We start from the raw sequence: 19201 nt of genomic DNA, 5'->3' as shown, positions 1-19201 counted from the left end.
TCGACATCACCGCTTCTCGGTTCCAGTGGGTCCATGGCCGCACCGATCACCCCAGCGAGCATCCCGTCCCAGACGACCACGTTCGCCGGAGGTAAGTCACCATCCAGCCACAGTTGCGCGTCCTGCCAGACGGGCGCTGCCACGGCATCTCCCAGACTTCCCGCGCTGTCAGCGTTAGTGGACCCGGGCTCCCGATGCGGGTTCAGCTGGAGCTCTTGACTTTTGGTTCGGCCGACGCGAACTGGACGTGCCCGCCCCGGCGAAGCGCGACCAGGTTTGCGGTTCGGGGTGGTGGTTGGGCTATGAGTCGACGAACCGCACGGCTGGTGTTGGGTACTTCCCTCACGTCGGCACGATTTCGAAAACCGGATGGGTGCGGGCGTTTTCGAGGAATTGCTGTGGTGATGAGTCCATATTCACATCCAGGTAGGGCAGCACGAAAAACCGTCGATACAGCGCCACAATGGGTTTGGGAACGTGTGGCGGCCCCGACAGCAGCGACGCGCGGAACACCTGGGCCGCTTGATCGGTGGGCAATTCCACGGCCGTCACCGTCTCGAGGTGCCTGCCCTGGCGCAGTGTCGCCTTGCCTTGTGCCGCGCGCAGGTTGCGTACCCAGTTCACCGTTCCGTAGGACGCCACCAGGTATCGTCGGCCGTCTTGTTCGAACACCGCCAGCGGCGTCTGGATCGCGCGGCGGGTGCGGCGTCCGCGCACGGTGAGGACATGGAAGGTCCACATCGGCAATCCGGCGCGTATCACGGTCCGCATCCACGCGTTGGATGCCCTGACACCCCACCCGGCTCGATATGGCTTGGCCATGAACTCGAGCGTCCCATCTGTCCGTCGGCGCAGACAAGGGGCCCGGGAGCAGCCTCGACGAAGTCGGGTCGCCCAGATGAGCCGGTCGTCGAGCCGACGGCAGCGTTTGTGATCGCGGCCGAGCCAACCGCCGGTTTTCGGTCCCCGTTGGCGGGTACGGCCTGAATGTGACGGTGAAGGAGTATCGGAGCAAGCGGCGGTCCGGGCGCAGCTGCGTCACCCGCGTTACACCGGCTGCGCACCGATAAGGCCGCCGACGGCGTCGTGAGGGAGACACGCTGATGGCTCGCATCGAGATCACCCACGCGGACCGGGTGCTGTTCCCGGCCGACGCAATCACCAAGGGCGAGCTCGTCGACTACTACGGCGAGGTCGCCGCGGTGATGCTGCCGCATCTGAAGGACCGTCCCTTGATGCTGCAGCGCTACCCGCGCGGCATCGAGGCACAGGGTTTCGTGCAGAAGGATTTCGCGGACTCGCTGCCGGACTGGATGGACCGTGCCGAAGTCGCCAAAGCGGATGGCACCGTAGTTCACCCCTGCGCCGGACACCGTCAGGCACTCGAATGGCTGGCCAACCAGGACTGCATCACCCCGCATGCCTGGCTGTCGCGGCGAGACCGGCTCGACGCGCCGGATCGGATCGTGTTCGACCTCGACCCCTCGGACAGTGACTTCGCCGCGGTACGCGCCACGGCCCACACCCTCCGTGACGTACTCAACGAAATCGGCTTGGTCCCCTACCTACAGACGACAGGTTCGCGTGGACTGCACGTCGTCGCGCCGGTGCGAGCCGAGGCCGACTTCGACACGGTCCGGCAATTCGCCCGCGATGTCGCCGAACTGGTCGCCGACGACGATGCCGCGCACCGCACTATCGAGGTTCGCAAGGAAAAGCGCGGCGACCGGATCTACCTCGACATCATGCGCAACGCGTACGCGCAGACCGCGGTCACCCCGTACGCGGTACGGGCACGCCGCGGTGCGCCGGTCGCCACGCCTCTGGAATGGGACGAACTGGACAGCGACGACATCCGGCCGGACCGATTCACACTCCGTGACATACCCAAACGGATCGCCGCGCAGCCCGACCCCTGGGCCCACCTGAACAGGCACGCCCGCTCACTGACCCGCCCGAACCAGCGCTTGTCCAGACTGCAAGGCGACTCTTGACCCGGACAGCGATGACATCAATCGGCGGACCCGATCACGAATAGCACCCGGATCCCACGCGTCGCGACTACGCCGCGACCGTCGTCGACCCTCGAAACCGACCGATGCCCTCACTCAGCGGCATCGCCGCCTGGGTCGCCCGGTTGACGTCGCCCAAGCTGGGCGGCATCACTTACGCTCGCGAAAATTATCAAAGCGGTCGCGCACAGCTCGACATCGATGAACTCCGCCGCGGTGCGCGAATCGACCTCACCGCGCGCTATGGAGCGTGAGACCGACACACGGCCGGGTTCGGACGACGCGGACGAAGGCAGACCGTGGTCCCCGGAGTATGCCCTCGGCGGGATATGCCGCGGCGAGCGAATTCCGGAATCGATTGCTGGCCCGTTGACCTGCGATAACACTGGCGGACCTTGACACAGGAACGGCGGCAGAGGAATCATCTGATTCCAATGGAATCAACCGATTCCCATAAGGGCGCATACTCGTCCGGAGGAGTGCAGATGGATCAGCCGACAACGCGACCCGATCATGTGCCGATCGTTGTCATCGGCGCCGGGTTCGCCGGTATCGGATTGGCGGTGAAACTGCGCGAGGCCGGGTTTCGCGACTTCGTCATCCTCGAACGCGGCTCCGACCTGGGCGGCACATGGAGCGCCAACACCTACCCGGGTTGCGCGTGCGACGTGCCTTCGATGCTGTATTCGTATTCCTTCGCCCCGAACCCGAATTGGTCCCGCCGCTACGGCACCCAGCCGGAGATCCTCGACTACTTGCGCGGCGTCGCGAATAAATACGATGTGCCACAACACATTCGGTACAACACCGAAGTACTCGACGCCGTATGGGACGAGCCTGCTGGACGGTGGCGCATCCGCACGGGGCAGGCAACCCTGACCGCAGATGTGCTGGTCTCGGCGATCGGACCGTTCAGCGAGGCGCAGATCCCCAAGCTACCCGGTATCGCGAATTTCACCGGCACCCAATTCCATTCGCTGCACTGGGATCACGACCACGAGCTGACCGGTGAGCGGGTCGCGGTGATCGGCACCGGCGCGTCCGCGGTGCAGTTCATTCCGGAGATCCAGCCCATCGTGGAACGGCTGACGGTGTTCCAGCGTTCGGCGCCGTGGATCGTGCCGCGCATGGATTGGGCGACCAGCACCGTCGAGCGCACACTCTTGCGCCGGATACCCTTGCTGGGCAAGACGATCCGCGCCGCATACTTCACCGGCATCGAGGGATTCGGCCTGGTCGGGTTCGTGGACAAACGGTTCCGTCATCCGTTCGAGGCACTGGGCCGATTGCAGCTGCGTCGACAGGTTCCCGATCCGCGACTGCGCCACAAGCTGACGCCCGACTACATGATCGGCTGCAAACGCGCGATCTTCTCCGACTCCTACTACCCCGCGCTGTCCAAGCCCAATGTCGAGGTGGAAACCGCCGGGATCGCCGAGATCCGCCCGCGATCGATCGTCACCGTCGACGGCACCGAACACCAGGTCGACACGATCATCTGGGGCACCGGATTCGGTGTGCCGCCACGGATATTCGAGGCCATCCACGACACCGCGGGGCGCACACTGGCACAGCTGTATCGCGAACGCCCACGCAGCTATCTCGGCACCAGTGTTACCGGATTTCCGAACTTCTTCACCACTCTCGGGCCATTCGGCGCGGCCGGGAACCAGTCGGCGATCTTCATGATCGAGGCTCAGATCCGCTATATCGTGGACGCGGTAAAGAATATGCGCGGCAACGGACTTCGCCGTATCGAGGTGCGACCGCAGGCACAGCGGGACTTCGTCGAGGAAATGGAGCAGCGCAGCCGCGATACCGTATGGGTCACCGGCGGCTGCCGTAGCTACTATCAGACCGCCGATGGCCATCACAATGCCGGGCTGTATCCGAACTGGAGTTTCGAATATGCCAGGCGCACCAAGCAATTCGACTCCGACGCCTACCTGATCGAGGCATCATGAACCTGCTACGGCTGCTGCCGACCAATGACACCTTCGATGTGGCCGACAAGGTGGTGGTGATCACCGGTGCCGGACGCGGCATCGGTGCGGAACTGGCGCAGATCCTGCACCGCCGCCGCGCGTGGGTCGTCATGCTCGACGTGGACGAGGCCAAGGTTCGCACTGTCGCGTCGCGACTTGGGTCACGAGCCGTCGCACTGCGCGCCGATGTCGCCGACCGCGACAGCATGGTCGCCGCCATGGCAACGGTCCGCGATCGTTTCGGCCGCATCGACCTGGTGATCGCCAATGCCGGTATCACCCCGATGCCCGCCACGCTGCGCACGATGGATCCGGCCGATTTCGACCGGGTCATCGGTGTCAACCTGACCGGCGTGTTCAATACCGTACGACCGGCGCTCGACGATATCGTCGCCACCCGCGGCCACGTCGTGGTGGTCTCCTCCTGCGCGGCATTCGCGCCCGGTATGGGCGGGTCGCCGTACATGATCAGCAAGGCGGGTGTGGAACAGTTGGGGCGCGCGCTGCGGGTCGAACTCGCCGCTTCCGGCGCCACGGCCGGGGTCGCCTATTTCGGCATCGTCGACACCGCCATGACCCACGACACGCTCGACGACGATGAATTCGGCCGTGCGGCCGATGCCATGCTGCCCTGGCCGCTCAACCAGCGCATCAGCGCCGCTCAGGCCGCTTCAGCCGTGGCCGATGGCATTGCCCACCGGGCCCCGCGCACCATCGCGCCGCGCGTCTGGGAGCCCTATTCGCTGCTGCGTGGTGCGATCAATGTGCTGATGGACCAGTACCTCAGCACCGATGAACAACTGCGTGTTCTGCTTCGCAAGCTGGAGCAACGCCCGCGCAGTGAGTCCAGCCTGGAGCAACGCGAGTCCAGCGGCGCATGACATGATCCAACCCGTGAGTTCGTCAGCCACTACCTGGCGCGGCAGCACCATGGCCAGCCGTGCCGCCGAGCGCCGCGAACAACTGGTGCGCGCGGGCTATGGGCTGCTCGGTGGCGAAGGCGCGGCGGCGACCACCATGCGGGCGGTGTGCCGCGAAGCGGGCCTGAGCCTGCGCTATTTCTACGAGAACTTCGCCGACCGCGAAGCCCTGCTGATCGAGATCTACGACCAGACCGCGCGCGGGCTCGTCGATGCCGTCAGCACCCGGCTCGGCGACGCACCTGCCGACGAAACAGCCCGCGCCCGAGCGGCATTCGATGCGGCGGCACAGTATTTCGCCGATGATCCGCGCCGCGGCCGGATCATGTTCCGCGAGACCCTCGCCGATGACACCCTGCGCGCCCACGGCGCCGACGCACTGCCTGCCTTCGTCACACTCGTCGCCGCCCAGCTCGCTCCGGAGCAGGCCGCACGTTTCACCTCCACTTCGGGCCGGATTCCGATGCCGGTCAGCGCGATATCCGGCGCGCTCGTCGCACTGTTCCTCGATTGGCTCGACGGCGATGTCGAGGCCAATCGCGGCGAGGTCGTCGACTACGCCACCCAGCTCACCATCACCATCCTCGGGCTCACCTGACTACAGCAGTCCACGCAATCGCAGATCGCTGACGTATTTGTCGATGAGCGCCGGGGTCAGATGCGGAATATCGTGTTCGGCACCGACTTTCGCGGCTTGTACGGCAGCGGCGAACCCCTTTGCCGGGATGGCGGCGCCATGGATCGGCCGAGCGGGTCGGCTATAGGCGTGCAGCAGCGGTAGCAGCGAGGCCTGCCGCTGTCTCTCAGGGAGGCCGCGCAGCGCGGTTTCGAATCGGCTCAACCATTCGTAATAGTCATCGATCCGCCGGATGGGATGGCCGGATTCGATGAGCCAGTCGACGAATTCGTCGAGGGAGATGCCGTCATCGTGTGGGTTGAGGACGTCGAAGGTGTGGAAATCCGTGCGCGCCCGGCTGCCGATGGTGGTGATCGCTTCGGCGGTGAAGTCGGCGGGCAGACCGTCGTAGTGTGCGCGTTGGCGTTTGCCGTCGGCGTCGGTTTCGTAGAAGGAGTACGGGGCGATGCCGGTGGACACCAGGCTCAGCAGCAGTCGGGTGAACATGTCCGCAACGTTGAGCTGGCCGTCGAATCGACTGTGCGCCAGGATCATATCGGATCGGAAGACGGCGACCGGAACGCCGCACAGATCGTGCGCTTCCCGCAGCAGGACCTCCCCTGCCCATTTGCTGTTCCCGTAGCCGTTGGCATAGGTGTCGTCGATCGCACGCGTAGGGCTGATTTCGCGGATATCGCCGTCCTCCACGAAGGACGACGGCTGGATCGGGGCGGCGACTGCCACGGTGGACAGATATGTGACGGGCTTGATCCGCGAGGTGATGGCCAGGCGGATGAGTTCGGCGGTGCCGACGACATTGGGGCCGAACAGCTGGTCGTAGGGCAGAACATGGTTGACCAGCGCGGCCGGGTGCACGATCAGGTCGACGGTGTCGGCCAGTCGATGCCATGTCGCATCATCCAGGCCGAGATTTGGTTCGCCGATATCACCCGGCAGCACTGCCAGGCGGCGGGCGGCCAGTTCACAATAGCGCCGCAGCAGCTGCGGATCACCGCTGTCGAAGGCCTCGTCGAGTCGTTTCCGTGCTGCCGCGGCGTCTTTGCCGCGGATGATGCAGATAAGTGTGCCGTCGGTCTTGTCCAGTCGCTCCAGCCATTCCAAGCATAGGAACCGGCCAAGGTAGCCGTTGGCACCTGTGAGCAAGACGGTCTGCGTTTCGGCCGTATGTGGGAGATTGGCTGCGGCGGAGAGTGTTTGCGCATCGATGAACTTGTCCAGCGTCAGTTCATCGGCACGCGCGAGGTTGCCGTGGGTATGGACCGCGGCGAAGGTGGGGCGGATCGCGCCGGTCCCCTGCGCCGATTCGACGTATTCCGCTAACTCGCGCAAACCGTTGGCCGGGCTGACGACAACGCCCACCGGTACCTCGACGGCGAAAATATCGCGGAGCAGATTCGAAAACGACAGCGCGGATAGTGAATCGCCGCCCAGGTCGGTGAAATGCGCATCCGGTCGCAGATCGGTTGTCGCACAACTGAGCAATGCCCGTGCGGCTCGGCTCACGGTTTCCAGAACCGGCCGGTCGGCGGCTTCGCGGCGCAGTGTGAGCAGTTCGCTCGCCTGTCCTTCGGCAAGTTCGACATAGAGTTGCCGCAGCCGCTCGCCGTAGCGCTCGATCAGCTTGGGACGCAATAATTTACCGATGCCGGACAGCAGACCGTTTTCGGTGGTGAAGGGTTCGGTTTCGATCAGGAAATCGCGCGGGATCTCATACGATTCGAGATCGGCTTCCTTGGCGATGCGTTGCAGCGAATCACTCAGTGCCGCTTTGGGATCAGCGCTGCGCAGCGTCTCCTCGGTCGGCACGATCACCGCGAGCAGGTAGGCGCGCTCACTGCTGCCGTAGACGAAGATCTGCTCGAGCAGCGGGCTACTGGCATATACGGATTCCAGGTGTGCGATCGCGACGAATTCGCCCTGGGAAAGCTTCAGCACATTATTGCGACGGTCGAGATAGACGAGTTCATCGGGTCCGAGTTCGGCCACGATATCGCCGGTCCGGTAGAAGCCGTCCGCGTCGAAGATCTCGGCGGTGATCTCGGGACGCTTGTAGTACCCGGGAATCATCGTAGCGGTCTTCAGCAGCAGTTCACCGCGTGGATGTGGCTGGTCGGTGCCGAAATATCCCAGCTCCGGCACGTCCACCAGCTTGTAGTCGAGCACGGGTGGACGGCGGATGACATTGTCGACCATGACGGCACCGCCTGCCTCGGTCGAACCGTAGCCATCGTGCAGATCCATTTCGATGACCGATTCCATGAACGTCTTCATCTCCGTGGCCAGCGGCGCACTACCGACAATGGCAGATATGAATCGTCCGCCCAGGAATTCCTCGCGTAGTTCGGTTTTCACCGCGCGGTCGAGTTCGGCGCGATCGATACCCGGTTCGGCGCGACGTTCCATTTCGCTCTGATAGCGCTGGAAGACCATATCGCACACGCGGGGCACGAAGAACAGCTCGGACGGCCGCACGAGGCCGATATCCTCGAACAGCGTCGAAATATCGTTTTCGGCCGTGAAATACACGGTGCCGCCACGGGCCAGCACGCCGTAGAGCGACATGCGACCGGCCACATGGCTCATCGGCAGATAGCTCAAGCCGATCCCGGCGACCTCGGGCTGCGACAACCACATCGCGGTCACCAACCGGCCGGTGTACATGGCACCCTTGGGAGTTCCAGTGCTGCCGGAGGTGTAGATCAGCAGCTCCAAGGCGTCGTCCTCGGGGACGAACAGCGGCACGGGCGGCAGGGCGCGACCGCGTTCGAGCACCGATTCCAGCGATTCCACCACTATCGGGGTGTGCGCCAGGCGGCTGCGGGCGGATTCGAACGCGTCGCGTTGATCATCGTCCTCAGGGTGGTAATCGAAGACCACGAGGCGTTCCGGCGTCGGCCCGGTAAGGACGCATTCCACTGCGGCGGTGAGGTTTTCGGGAGTCGCGGCGAGAATGCGCGGTTCGGTCTCGGCGATGATCGCCGACAATTGCTTCGGAGCCGCACCGGCCTGCAGCGGTACGGCCACCGCGCCGAGATACAGACACGCCAGATCGAGCGTTGTGTAGTCGCTACTGGTGAAGCCGAGTGTTGCGATGAAATCCCCTGCGTTGATCGGGTTTTCGGGGTCGTAGTGCCAGGCGGCGGCGATCGCACCGACCCGCGCCCACAACTCGCCGTAGGTGATGGTCGCGAATTCGGGCAGCAGTCGCAGCGTGCGCCGCCCCGACTCGTCCGTCGTCGGTTCGCGGACCCGATATCCGAGCGCGGGACGATCGGCGTAGGCCGTCATGACCGTCGCCGCGATCTGCGCGGGCCCTATTCCGGGTTCTCGGATCGCGGCGAAAGTCTCCGGAGTCGGTCGCGCGTCCCGAATGTCCGAATATTTCGCGTACATATCGGCGATGCGATCCATGAGCCGTTCCATCGGAATATTACTCAGCATGGCCAGCCTCCTTCGCACATAAAAGACGCTTATATCCAGTAATACGTTAGCTTGACTAAATATTCCAGCTTCGAGCCGAATCCGGCGACGGACCGGCCAAATCATCGCGCCGCGCGGCGCCTTGCGATCCTGAGACCATGACGATCCCGCTTCCCGATCTTGTCGAAACGCTGCTCGGCGGTCCCCTCTCCATTGTTACCGCAGGCGATCCCGTGCTGCGCACGCCCGCCGCGCGCTACGACGGACAGCTGACGCAGGCGCAATTGGACCGCCTGGTGCGGGCGATGCGGGAGACGATGCATGCCGCGCCGGGTGTCGGACTGGCAGCACCGCAGGTCGGGGTACCGCTGCGGCTGGCCGTACTGGAGGATCCGGCCGAGGTGAGCGAGGAGGTGCGCGCGGTACGCGGCCGGTTCCCGTTACCGTTCCGAGTGCTGATCAACCCGACCTACGAACCCATCGGCGACGCACGCGCCGCGTTCTTCGAGGGCTGCCTGAGCGTTCCGGGCTGGCAGGCCGTCGTCGCGCGCCACACCCACGTACGCCTGCGCGGCCAGGACGAAGGCGGCCACGAACTGGACGAGGAAGTCTCCGGCTGGCCCGCCCGCATCGTCCAGCACGAAACCGACCACCTGGATGGCACCCTCTACCTCGATCGCGCCATCACCCGCTCGCTCACCTCCGCGCAAACCCTGATCGACCGCTGGTCTCAACCAACCCCCACCGCCGCGGCCGAGGCCCTAGGCTTCGACTTACCCTGACAGCCGGTATCCAGGTGTTGCCAGTACCAGTGTTATCGGACTCCTGTTACTGGTGTCGGATCGGTTGCAAGCTCATCGCATGACTCAGACCTTGCAGCCGGGCACCGCTGCGGCCACGTCGGCCGCTGCCGGACCGGCAGATCAACCCGCCGCGTTCGGTGCGCGGCGGACCATCGCGGTGCTCGCGGTGTTGCTCACGGGGCAGTTCATGGCGGTGCTCGATGCCTCGATCGTGAATGTCGCCATTCCTTCTATTCGTACTTCGTTGCATACCAGTGGATCCGCGTTGCAGTTGATCGTCGCGGGGTATGTGATCGCCTACGCAGTATTGCTCGTGACCGGCGCTCGGTTGGGTGATCGGTTCACGCAGCGCCGCACCTTCATTACCGGGCTCGCGGTGTTCACCGTTGCCTCGCTGGCCTGCGGTTCGGCGTGGAACGAGTTCTCGCTCATCGTATTCCGATTCCTGCAGGGTGCCGGGGCGGCGGCGATGATTCCGCAGATCATGACCTTGATCCAGCGCAACTTCACCGGCAACGCCAGGGCCAAGGCACTCAGCGCCTACTCGGCGATCATTTCCGGCGGTATGGTCGTCGGCCAGGTGGCGGGCGGATTGATCGTCAATGCCGACCTGTTCGGGAGCAGCTGGCGCGGTGTATTTCTGGTGAATGTGCCGATCGGTGCGGTGCTGCTGCTGATCGCGCCGCGGGTATTGCCCACGGCGACCACGCAATTCGATCGGAAGCTGGATCTGGCCGGGCTGACCATGCTCACCATCTCGGTACTGCTGCTCGTACTGCCGCTGGTATTAGGACATGAGCAGAACTGGCCGCTGTGGACGTGGCTCGCACTGGGAGCCAGTGTGATCGGTGTCGGGTTGTTCGTGGCGATCGAGCGGGTGGTAGCGGCACGCGACGGTGAACCGCTGTTCGCACAGCGGGTGCTGAAGTCGCCGGGCCTGGCGCTCACCGCGGGCACGCTGTTCACGATCATGGCGACCTTCGGTGGCTGGATGTTCGTCATGGCGATCCACCTGCAGAGCACCCTCGGCTACACCGCACTGCACGCTGGTCTGCTGTTCATTCCGATGGGCGTGACCTTCGCACTGGCCAGTTTGAACTGGGAGCGCATCCCACATCGCCTGCACGCCAGCATGATTCCGTTCGGGCTGGTACTCGGCGCGGCCACCATGGTGGCGCTGGGCACGATGCTGCGCAATGGCGCCGACTTCGGGCCGCTACCGCTGGTCGTCTTCGGGATCCAGGGCATCGGCTTCGGGCTCGCTTTCAGTCCGCTGATGACCCGCACCCTGGCCAGGATTCCGATGGCCCTCGCCGCCGATGCCAGCGGCATTCTGGTGACCAGTGTGCAGCTCGGCATCGTGGTCGGGATCGCCTGCTTCGGGTCGGTTTTCCTCGGCCTCGCGGGCGGTACGATGCTGTCGGCCGCACACGCGTTGGGCGGCACCGCTATTGCGGAGGGCGTCACCGTATTGGTTGCCGCTGCGCTGTCTGCGCGCGCCGCGCGATAAGCGCGACAATCGATCCCGGATTCGCTTCGTCGTGAATCCGGGATCACCGCAATTTCGCGACCGACGGGTTCGGATCATCACGACGCAAATCATGGCGGTGCCGGACAAGTTTGACGATCGTCATACCAATGAGCGGAAAAGTCTTCGCGGTGGGCATCGAATTGGATGGCGAGGGATACCACCCGGCCGCGTGGCGGCGGGCCGCACATGCGCCCGACCAGTTGCTCACCGGCACTACGTTGCGCAAACGAGTGAGCGCGGCCGAGAATGCCGGTTTCACACTAGCCACCTTCGACGATTCGATCCTGCCACCCTCGCCGCATCCGGCCGGGCGAATCGACGGCGTGACGCGGGCTTCGTTCGTCGCGGCGACTACCAGCACCATCGGACTTGTCGCCACGGTCGCGACCACCTACGCGGAGCCGTTCCACACCTCGTCACAACTGGCCACGCTCGATTACGCCTCGCGTGGCCGTGGCGGGTGGATCGCGACGGCCGATCCCGCGGCCGCCACTGCCTGGGGACGACCGCCGCGCACTACCGAAGCGGAACTCGCACGCGAACAACGGGATTCGATCGAGGTCGCGCGGCGGCTGTGGGATTCGTGGGAAGACGATGCCGTGGTGCGCGACTACGCGGCGGGACGGTTCCTGGATCGAGACAAGCTGCACTACATCGACTTCAGCGGCGAAACGTTTTCGGTGAAGGGTCCGGCGATCGTGCCTCGGCCGCCGCAGGGGCAGGTGGTCGTCTTCGCGCACGACACGGGCGATGCCGACGTCATCCTGGTAACCGCAGGTGATCTCGCCCAGACGCTCGCCGCCGCCGATCGCGCGCGGGCCACCGGCGCACTGGTATTCGCCGAACTCGATGTCGCCCTGGACACTCCGGATGCGACGGCCGCCGAACGACTCGCCGAACTGGATAAATACGCAACCCCGAATCGCACCCAGCGCCTGACGTTCACGGGCTCCCCCGCCGAACTCGTACGTCTCATCACCGAACTCGCTCACCACCTCGACGGTGTGCGCCTGCATCCGGCCGTCATCGACGAAGACCTTCCGGCGCTGGCGCGCTACGTCCTGCCCGCACTCATCCGCGCTGGTGTGACCCACCGTCCGGTGCCGGGTTCGACGCTGCGCGCCAATCTCGGCCTGGAGCGGCCGATCAACCGTTATGCGAAGGATCAGCACTGATGTCCGAGGTTCCGTTTCCCGACGCACATGTCCATTTCGGCGTCTTCTTCCAGGGCGTCAACCACAGCACCATCTGGTCGGATCCGAGCAGCGGCTCACAGATCGACTTCGAAACCTTCCGGCATATCGTCACCACCGCCGAGCGCGGACTGTTCGACGCGTTCTTCCTCGGTGAGGGCCTGCGCCTGCGCGAGCAGAACGGACAGCTGCTCGATACCGATATCGCCGGGCGTCCCGATGCCATTGCCCAGCTCGCGGCGCTGGCCGGGATCACCAGCCGGATCGGTCTGGTCGCCACCCAGAACACCACCTACAACGAGCCCGCCGATCTCGCCCGCCGGCTCGCGGGTCTGGATCTGCTGTCCGGTGGACGCGCGGGCTGGAATGCGGTCACCACCGACAATGCCTGGACCGGTGCGAATTTCCGCCGCGGCGGCTTCCTCGACCACGCGCAACGCTACGAGCGCGCGGGCGAATTCATTCGCACGGCCCGCGAGATCTGGGATGCCTGGTCCGATAATGCGATCGCGACCTCGCGCCACGATACCCACTGGGCCGCACCGGATTCGGTTCGGCTGGTGACCCGCGACAACGAGCACTTCCAAGTCTCGATCACACCGACGCTGCCACGAAGCGCCCAGGGGCATCCGGTGATCTTCCAGGCCGGTGATTCACCCGCGGGCCGTGATTTCGCGGCGGCCCATGCCGAGGTCATCTTCTCCAGGCACGGAACATATTTCGAGGCCGCGCTCGCATTCGCGAACGATATTCGGACACGCCTGGAACATGCGGGCCGACCGGCCGATGACATCAAGATCCTGCCCGGCACCCAGATCGTTCTGGCTGAGCGGGAATCCGAGGTCGAGGAGAAGGCGCGCTGGGTGCTGGAGGGCCAATTCACCGGTCAGACCGCGCTGTCCCTGGTCGGGCAGGTGTGGGGTCGTGACCTGTCGGATCTGGATCCGGATGGTCCGCTACCCGCGGATGATCCGCAGCCCCGAGTGATTTCGGGTGCGCGTGGCGCCCAGCGCGACGGTCAGGATCCAGTGGCGATCGCGCGGGAGTGGCGGGCGCTGGCCGAGGCCAAGAATCTCTCGCTGCGCCAAGTCGCCATCGAGACCTCACAGCGGTCCGGATTCGCCGGGACACCGAGCCGAGTCGCCGACGAACTGACCCGCTGGGTCCGCCACGGCGCGACCCACGGGTTCAATATCTCGCCGTATCTGGTGCCCACCGGACTCGACGAGATCGTCGACTGGCTTATTCCGGAATTGCAGGAGCGCGGCTCGTACCGCACCGAGTACACCGGCACCACCCTGCGCGAACATCTCGGCCTGCGACCGCCGTCGACCAGGCGCTGACAACGCGTCCGATCCGCCAAAGATAGCCGGTTTGCCAGGAACCGAACCCGAAACCGCGTCTTACTCGTATGTTTGCCATACGCAGTGCAGATCGGAGTGGGACAGTGCAAGCAGGGGTTAGCGCGGATTATGTGATCGTCGGCTCCGGATCGGCCGGTGCGGTCCTGGCCAACCGGCTCAGCGCCGATCCGAATATTTCGGTGGTGGTGCTCGAGGCCGGACCGCCGGATAAGAACAAGTTCGCCCATATTCCGGCGGCGTTCGCCAAGCTGTTCCGCGCGGAGGTCGACTGGGATTACCTCACCGAACCGCAGCCCGAGCTGAAGAATCGGCAGATCTACTGGCCGCGTGGCAAAATGTTCGGCGGATCATCATCGATGAACGCGATGATGTGGGTGCGTGGCTTCCGGGCCGACTATGACGAGTGGGCGTTGCTGGCCGGGGACGAGTGGGGGTTCTCGGCGGCGGTCGAGCAGTTCCGCAAGATCGAGACCGTCGAGGATGCCCAGTATCCGGATGAGGGCACCACCGGGCCGCTGCATATTTCGCGGCAGCGCAGTCCGCGCGCGCTCACTGCGGCGTATCTGGCCGCGGTCGAGGAATCCGGATTCGCGGTGGAGCCGCCGAACCGGCCGCAGCCGGAGGGGTTCAGCGAGACCATGGTCACCCAGCGCGGTGGCAGGCGGTGGAGTACGGCCGATGCGTATTTGAAGCCAGCGATGCGCCGTCCGAATCTCACCGTATTCGCCGAGGCGCTCGCGTCGCGGATCATCTTCGAAACCTCGCCGGAAGGACGACCGCGCGCTACCGGTGTGGAGTATCGCAAGGACGGCGTCACGCAGACGGTGGCCGCCCGGCGCGAGGTGATCCTCTGCGGCGGTGCGATCAATAGCCCGCAGTTGCTCATGCTCTCGGGTGTCGGCGATGAGGACGAGCTATCGCGTCATCACATTCCGCTTGTGCACCATGCGCCCGAGGTGGGCGCGAATCTGCAGGACCATTTGGTGGCGGCGCTCGGCTACGGCGTCGAATCCGATTCGCTGTTCGACGCGGAGAAGCCGCGTCAGCTGCTCGATTACCTGATCCGGCACCGCGGCATGCTCACCTCCAATGTCGGTGAGGCCTATGGCTTCATTCGCAGCCGGTCCGATCTCGAATTGCCGGATCTCGAGCTGATTTTCGCGCCCGCGCCATTCTTCTACGAGGGTCTCGAGGATCCGACCGAACACGGGGTCGTGTTGGCGACGGTGTTGTTGCGGCCGCACAGTCGTGGACGGATTTCGCTGGGTTCGGCCGATCCCACCGCCAAACCGGTCATCGACCCGCGCTATCTCTCCGATAGCGGCGGTGCGGACCGAACGGCGATCATGTCCGGTCTGCGCGTATGCGCCGAACTGGCCGCCGCTCCGGCGCTGAAGGCGGTACTCGGACCGCTGATCTATCCGCCGCAGGCTCCAGCCGATCTCGAGGGCGCGATGGAGTTGACACTGAACGGCTACTCGCACACGCTGTACCACCCGGTTGGCACCTGCCGAATGGGCACCGACGCGAGCAGTGTCGTCACGCCGCGACTGGAAGTGCGTGGAGTGCACGGACTCCGCGTTGCGGACGCGTCGGTGATGCCGTTGCTGATCCGCGGGCATACACATGCGCCGAGCGTGTTCATCGGTGAGCAGGCGGCTCAGTTCATTCTGCGCGGTTAGTGCGCTGCCGTTGGCGACGGTGCTCGATGGGCGCTGGTTTGTTGCCGGTCGGGTCCGCCGGACTCGCCGCGGCGGCGGAATGTGCCGGGGCGGCAAAGTGGTCAATGGTCCCGCGGGTCCGTGCCGCAAATCGCGCTCGAAATGGCATGCGGTGCAATAGCGCAGTACATGCGTGCGTGCATAACATGCTGCACCGCACCGAGTGTCGAAGCGCCCCGCCCGGCCAATTGTTGCGACGGCGGGGCGGCTCGGGTCGTCGAGGCGAACCAGCTGGGGTCTCCGCCGAAAGGCGGTGCGATACACCTGGCAGGACGATGGCACCAGCCGGAGAGCGGCGCCGCAGCGCTCCCGCGCGACGTCGCCCGGGAGCGCTGCGGTGCCGGACAGCACGCACCCAGCGGCGCAGCGGCACCAGCGACGACGAGCACGCCGTATCCCCGTCAGGCGGCTCACTCGTCGGCGACCGCATCCGACGGCGCAGCGGGGTTGATCTGGGGCACTGCCGAGTCAGGCGTAGGCGAACAGGGCGAGGGAAGCTGCGGACAGGATCAGGTATGGCAAGGGATAAGCGAGGTCGGCGTACCACTTGGCTCGGATGATCGTGATTTCCGCGCCGAGGAAGTACAGGACCAGGCAGAGGGCGGCGGTGAGCCCGAGGGGCGGGAAAGCAAGGCCGATCAGGAGGCCGAGGCCGCCGAGCGCTTTCAGGATGGCCAGCGGGTTGAGAGTCCATTGCGGGAGGCCGTAGCCGCGCATGGTTTCGCGCACCTGATCGGCCTTGACGATATCGAAGCCGGCGGCGCCGCAGGCGGCTACGGCGGCGAGGATGGTGACGACGACATATGCGACAGACATGGGAACTACCCTCCGGGTATCTCGGTTCTGCGGGTCTGCGATCGTAGGATGGGCACCCGATCGCCTATTCACGTGACGGATGCCGACCGCGAAAGGTGACCGATGCACGCACAGGAACTGTTGGCGCGACGATTCGAGACGCACCGCGATCACCTGCACGCGGTGGCCTACCGGATGCTCGGATCGGCGAGTGAAGCCGAGGATGCGGTGCAGGAGGCGTGGCTGCGGCTGGATCGCTCCGACATGAGCGGTGTCGAGAATCTCGCGGGGTGGTTGACCACGGTGGTCTCCCGAATCTGCCTCGATATGCTGCGCTCGCGCACCACCCGACGCGAGGATCCGATCGATCGGCTCGCCGAACTCGGCGATACCGCCTCTGACCGCGATCCGGAAAGCGAAGCGGTACTGATCGATTCGGTCGGGCGCGCGCTACTGGTGGTGCTGGATACACTCGGTCCCGATGAGCGAGTGGCGTTCGTGCTGCACGATATGTTCGCCGTACCCTTCGATCAGATCGCGCCGATCGTCGGACGTACCAGCGCCGCCACCAAGAAGCTCGCCAGTCGAGCCCGCGTGCGGGCGCACGGCGATGCGACCGCATCCACCGCCGAACTCGCGCGGCAGCGGCATGTTGTCGATGCCTTCCTCGCTGCCGCCCGCAGTGGTGATCTCGACGCACTGCTCGCCGTCTTGGCACCCGATGTGGTGCGTACGGCCGAACCGGCCGCACTCCCCTCGGGCATGGCCCCGGTCGTGCGGGGTGCGCAGGCGGTGGCCCGCGAGACCGTCATCCTGGGCCGCCGCTCCCAGGTCGCCGCACTCGCGCTGGTCGATGGCGCGGTCGGCATCATTGTCGCGCCGCGCGGCAAACTGCTTCTCGCGCTCGCGGTTACGGTCCAAGACGATCGAATCGCGGGCTACGAGGTGATCGCCGACCCAGCCCGACTGCGGCAACTCGACCTTGCCGTGCTCCCGCAATTGCCATGAGCCAGAGGAGGTTCAGTTATAACTCGCCTAGGCCGTCGATCGGATCAACCGGCATCGGCAGCTGATGACTCCACTTCAGTCGCAGACTGCACCGTAGGAAGCCGAGCCGACCAACTTCGAGTATTTGGCCAGCACGCCGCGGGTGTAGCGCGGAGGCAATGGTTTCCAACCTTCACGACGGCGGTCGAGTTCTTCCGGGTCGATGAGAAGGTCGAGGGTGCCTGCGGCGACGTCGAGGCGGATCTGGTCGCCATCGTGGACGAAGGCGATCGGCCCGGCATCGACCGCCTCGGGGGCGACGTGGCCCACGCAGAGACCGGTGGTGCCGCCGGAGAAGCGTCCGTCGGTGAGCAGCAGCACGTCTTTACCGAGGCCCGCGCCCTTGATGGCCGCGGTGATCGCGAGCATCTCCCGCATACCGGGACCGCCCTTGGGCCCCTCGTACCGGATGACCACCACATCGCCCGCGGTGATCGTGCCGTCTTCCAGCGCGTCCATCGCGGCCCGTTCACCGTCGAAAACCCTTGCTGTACCGGTGAATACGTCGGAATCGAAGCCCGCTGACTTGACCACCGCGCCGCCGGGCGCGAGCGATCCGGCGAGGATAGTGATGCCGCCGGTCGGGTGGATGGGAGATGCCATGGCCCGCACCACCTTTCCGTCAGGATCGGGCGGGGCGATGGTGGCGAGGTTTTCCGCGACCGTGCCTCCGGTGACGGTCAGGCAGTCACCGTGCAGCAGCCCCGCATCCAGCAGCGCCTTCATCATCACCGGCACGCCGCCGATCCGGTCCACATCGGTCATCACATGACGCCCGAAGGGTTTCACATCGGCGAGGTGCGGTACCCGGCGGCCGATGCGCGCGAAATCCTCGAGTGACAGATCGACTTTCGCGTCGTGGGCGATCGCCAGCAGATGCAGTACGGCATTGGTGGAGCCGCCGAAGGCCATCACCACCGCGATCGCGTTCTCGAAGGCTTCCTTGGTGAGAATGTCGGCCGTCGTGATTCCCCGCCGCAGCAGTTCCACCACCGCCTCACCGCTGCGCCGCGCGTAGCCGTCGCGACGTCGATCGGTCGCGGGCGGTGCCGCACTGCCGGGCAGCGACATACCCAATGCCTCGGCCGCGCTGGCCATGGTGTTGGCGGTGTACATGCCGCCGCAGGCGCCCTCACCCGGACAGATCGCCCGTTCGATGGCATCCACATCCTCGCGACTCATCAGACCGCGCGAGCAGGCGCCGACCGCCTCGAACGCATCGATAATCGTCACTTCGCGCTCGGTACCATCGCTGAGTTTCGCGATACCGGGCAGGATCGAGCCCGCGTACAGGAACACACTCGCCAGGTTCAGCCGCGCCGCCGCCATCAGCATGCCTGGCAAGGATTTATCGCATCCGGCCAACAGCACCGAACCGTCGAGCCGCTCGGCCTGCATCACGGTTTCCACACTGTCGGCGATCACCTCCCGCGATACCAGCGAGAAATGCATGCCCTCATGTCCCATGGAAATGCCGTCGGAGACCGAAATGGTCCCGAATTCCATCGGATACCCGCCGCCCGCGAACACTCCCTCCTTGCAGGCCTTGGCGAGCCGGTCCAGCGACAGATTGCACGGCGTGATCTCATTCCACGAGGAGGCCACACCGATCTGTGACTTGCCCCAGTCGCCGTCGTCCATGCCCACCGCCCGGAGCATGCCGCGCGCGGCCGTCTTCTCCAGACCATCGGTGACATCGCGACTGCGCGGCTTGATATCGGGACCCTTCGGATCATTCGCCATGGTCACATCATTCCCCGCCGGTGTCCCGAC

The 19201-nt window shown here is 65.2% G+C and carries 15 protein-coding genes; 11 read left to right on the top strand and 4 right to left on the bottom strand.

Going from position 1 to position 19201, the window contains the following annotated elements; all coding sequences use genetic code 11:
* Positions 1-342: 342 nt before the first annotated feature.
* Positions 343-822, bottom strand: a complete 480-nt coding sequence (locus tag ACIBG0_RS04645; RefSeq protein ID WP_397029202.1) for a nitroreductase family deazaflavin-dependent oxidoreductase — start codon at positions 820-822, stop codon at positions 343-345.
* 281 nt (positions 823-1103) lie between these two features.
* Between ACIBG0_RS04645 and ligD the strand changes: the two genes are divergently transcribed.
* The 5 genes from ligD (at position 1104) to ACIBG0_RS04620 (ending at position 5515) form a co-directional block, all read left to right on the top strand.
* Positions 1104-1994, top strand: coding sequence for a non-homologous end-joining DNA ligase (ligD, locus tag ACIBG0_RS04640; RefSeq protein ID WP_397029200.1), 891 nt, complete (start codon positions 1104-1106; stop codon positions 1992-1994).
* A gap of 104 nt (positions 1995-2098) precedes the next feature.
* A complete protein-coding gene (locus ACIBG0_RS04635; RefSeq protein WP_397029198.1) occupies positions 2099-2266 on the top strand; it encodes a hypothetical protein in 168 nt (55 codons plus the stop codon).
* A gap of 231 nt (positions 2267-2497) precedes the next feature.
* Entirely contained in the window at positions 2498-3976 is a 1479-nt protein-coding gene (locus ACIBG0_RS04630) for a flavin-containing monooxygenase (RefSeq protein WP_397029196.1), read from the top strand.
* Complete coding sequence (locus ACIBG0_RS04625; protein WP_397029194.1) at positions 3973-4878, top strand: SDR family oxidoreductase; 906 nt, start codon at positions 3973-3975, stop codon at positions 4876-4878. The genes ACIBG0_RS04630 and ACIBG0_RS04625 overlap by 4 nt, the downstream gene beginning before the upstream one ends.
* A gap of 13 nt (positions 4879-4891) precedes the next feature.
* Complete coding sequence (locus ACIBG0_RS04620; RefSeq protein WP_397029192.1) at positions 4892-5515, top strand: TetR/AcrR family transcriptional regulator; 624 nt, start codon at positions 4892-4894, stop codon at positions 5513-5515.
* Here ACIBG0_RS04620 and car read toward each other — a convergent pair whose 3' ends face one another.
* Positions 5516-8995, bottom strand: a complete 3480-nt coding sequence (gene car / locus ACIBG0_RS04615; RefSeq protein ID WP_397029190.1) for a carboxylic acid reductase — start codon at positions 8993-8995, stop codon at positions 5516-5518.
* Between the two features lie 137 nt (positions 8996-9132).
* Between car and ACIBG0_RS04610 the strand changes: the two genes are divergently transcribed.
* The 5 genes from ACIBG0_RS04610 (at position 9133) to ACIBG0_RS04590 (ending at position 15547) form a co-directional block, all read left to right on the top strand.
* Entirely contained in the window at positions 9133-9756 is a 624-nt protein-coding gene (locus ACIBG0_RS04610; protein WP_397029188.1) for a peptide deformylase, read from the top strand.
* Positions 9757-9835: 79 nt separating this feature from the next.
* Positions 9836-11287, top strand: a complete 1452-nt coding sequence (locus tag ACIBG0_RS04605; protein WP_397029186.1) for an MFS transporter — start codon at positions 9836-9838, stop codon at positions 11285-11287.
* A gap of 128 nt (positions 11288-11415) precedes the next feature.
* Positions 11416-12483, top strand: coding sequence for an LLM class flavin-dependent oxidoreductase (locus ACIBG0_RS04600; protein WP_397029185.1), 1068 nt, complete (start codon positions 11416-11418; stop codon positions 12481-12483).
* On the top strand, positions 12483-13844 hold the full coding sequence (locus ACIBG0_RS04595) for an NtaA/DmoA family FMN-dependent monooxygenase (protein WP_397029183.1): 1362 nt from the start codon (positions 12483-12485) through the stop codon (positions 13842-13844). The genes ACIBG0_RS04600 and ACIBG0_RS04595 overlap by 1 nt, the downstream gene beginning before the upstream one ends.
* Before the next feature lie 104 nt (positions 13845-13948).
* On the top strand, positions 13949-15547 hold the full coding sequence (locus ACIBG0_RS04590; protein WP_397029182.1) for a GMC family oxidoreductase: 1599 nt from the start codon (positions 13949-13951) through the stop codon (positions 15545-15547).
* Positions 15548-16054: 507 nt separating this feature from the next.
* Here the strand turns inward: ACIBG0_RS04590 and ACIBG0_RS04585 are convergent.
* Complete coding sequence (locus tag ACIBG0_RS04585) at positions 16055-16402, bottom strand: DoxX family protein (RefSeq protein WP_397029180.1); 348 nt, start codon at positions 16400-16402, stop codon at positions 16055-16057.
* Between the two features lie 102 nt (positions 16403-16504).
* Here ACIBG0_RS04585 and ACIBG0_RS04580 point away from each other — a divergent pair, with 102 nt between their 5' ends.
* Positions 16505-17389: a sigma-70 family RNA polymerase sigma factor gene (locus ACIBG0_RS04580; RefSeq protein ID WP_397029178.1), complete on the top strand. Its 885-nt coding sequence runs from the start codon at positions 16505-16507 to the stop codon at positions 17387-17389.
* Positions 17390-17464: 75 nt separating this feature from the next.
* Here ACIBG0_RS04580 and ilvD read toward each other — a convergent pair whose 3' ends face one another.
* Entirely contained in the window at positions 17465-19171 is a 1707-nt protein-coding gene (gene ilvD, locus ACIBG0_RS04575; RefSeq protein ID WP_397029176.1) for a dihydroxy-acid dehydratase, read from the bottom strand.
* Positions 19172-19201: the final 30 nt, after the last annotated feature.

Source organism: Nocardia sp. NPDC050630, from assembly GCF_044457245.1.
In the GTDB taxonomy this organism is placed as follows: domain Bacteria; phylum Actinomycetota; class Actinomycetes; order Mycobacteriales; family Mycobacteriaceae; genus Nocardia.
This window is presented reverse-complemented; position numbering and strand designations above follow the sequence as displayed.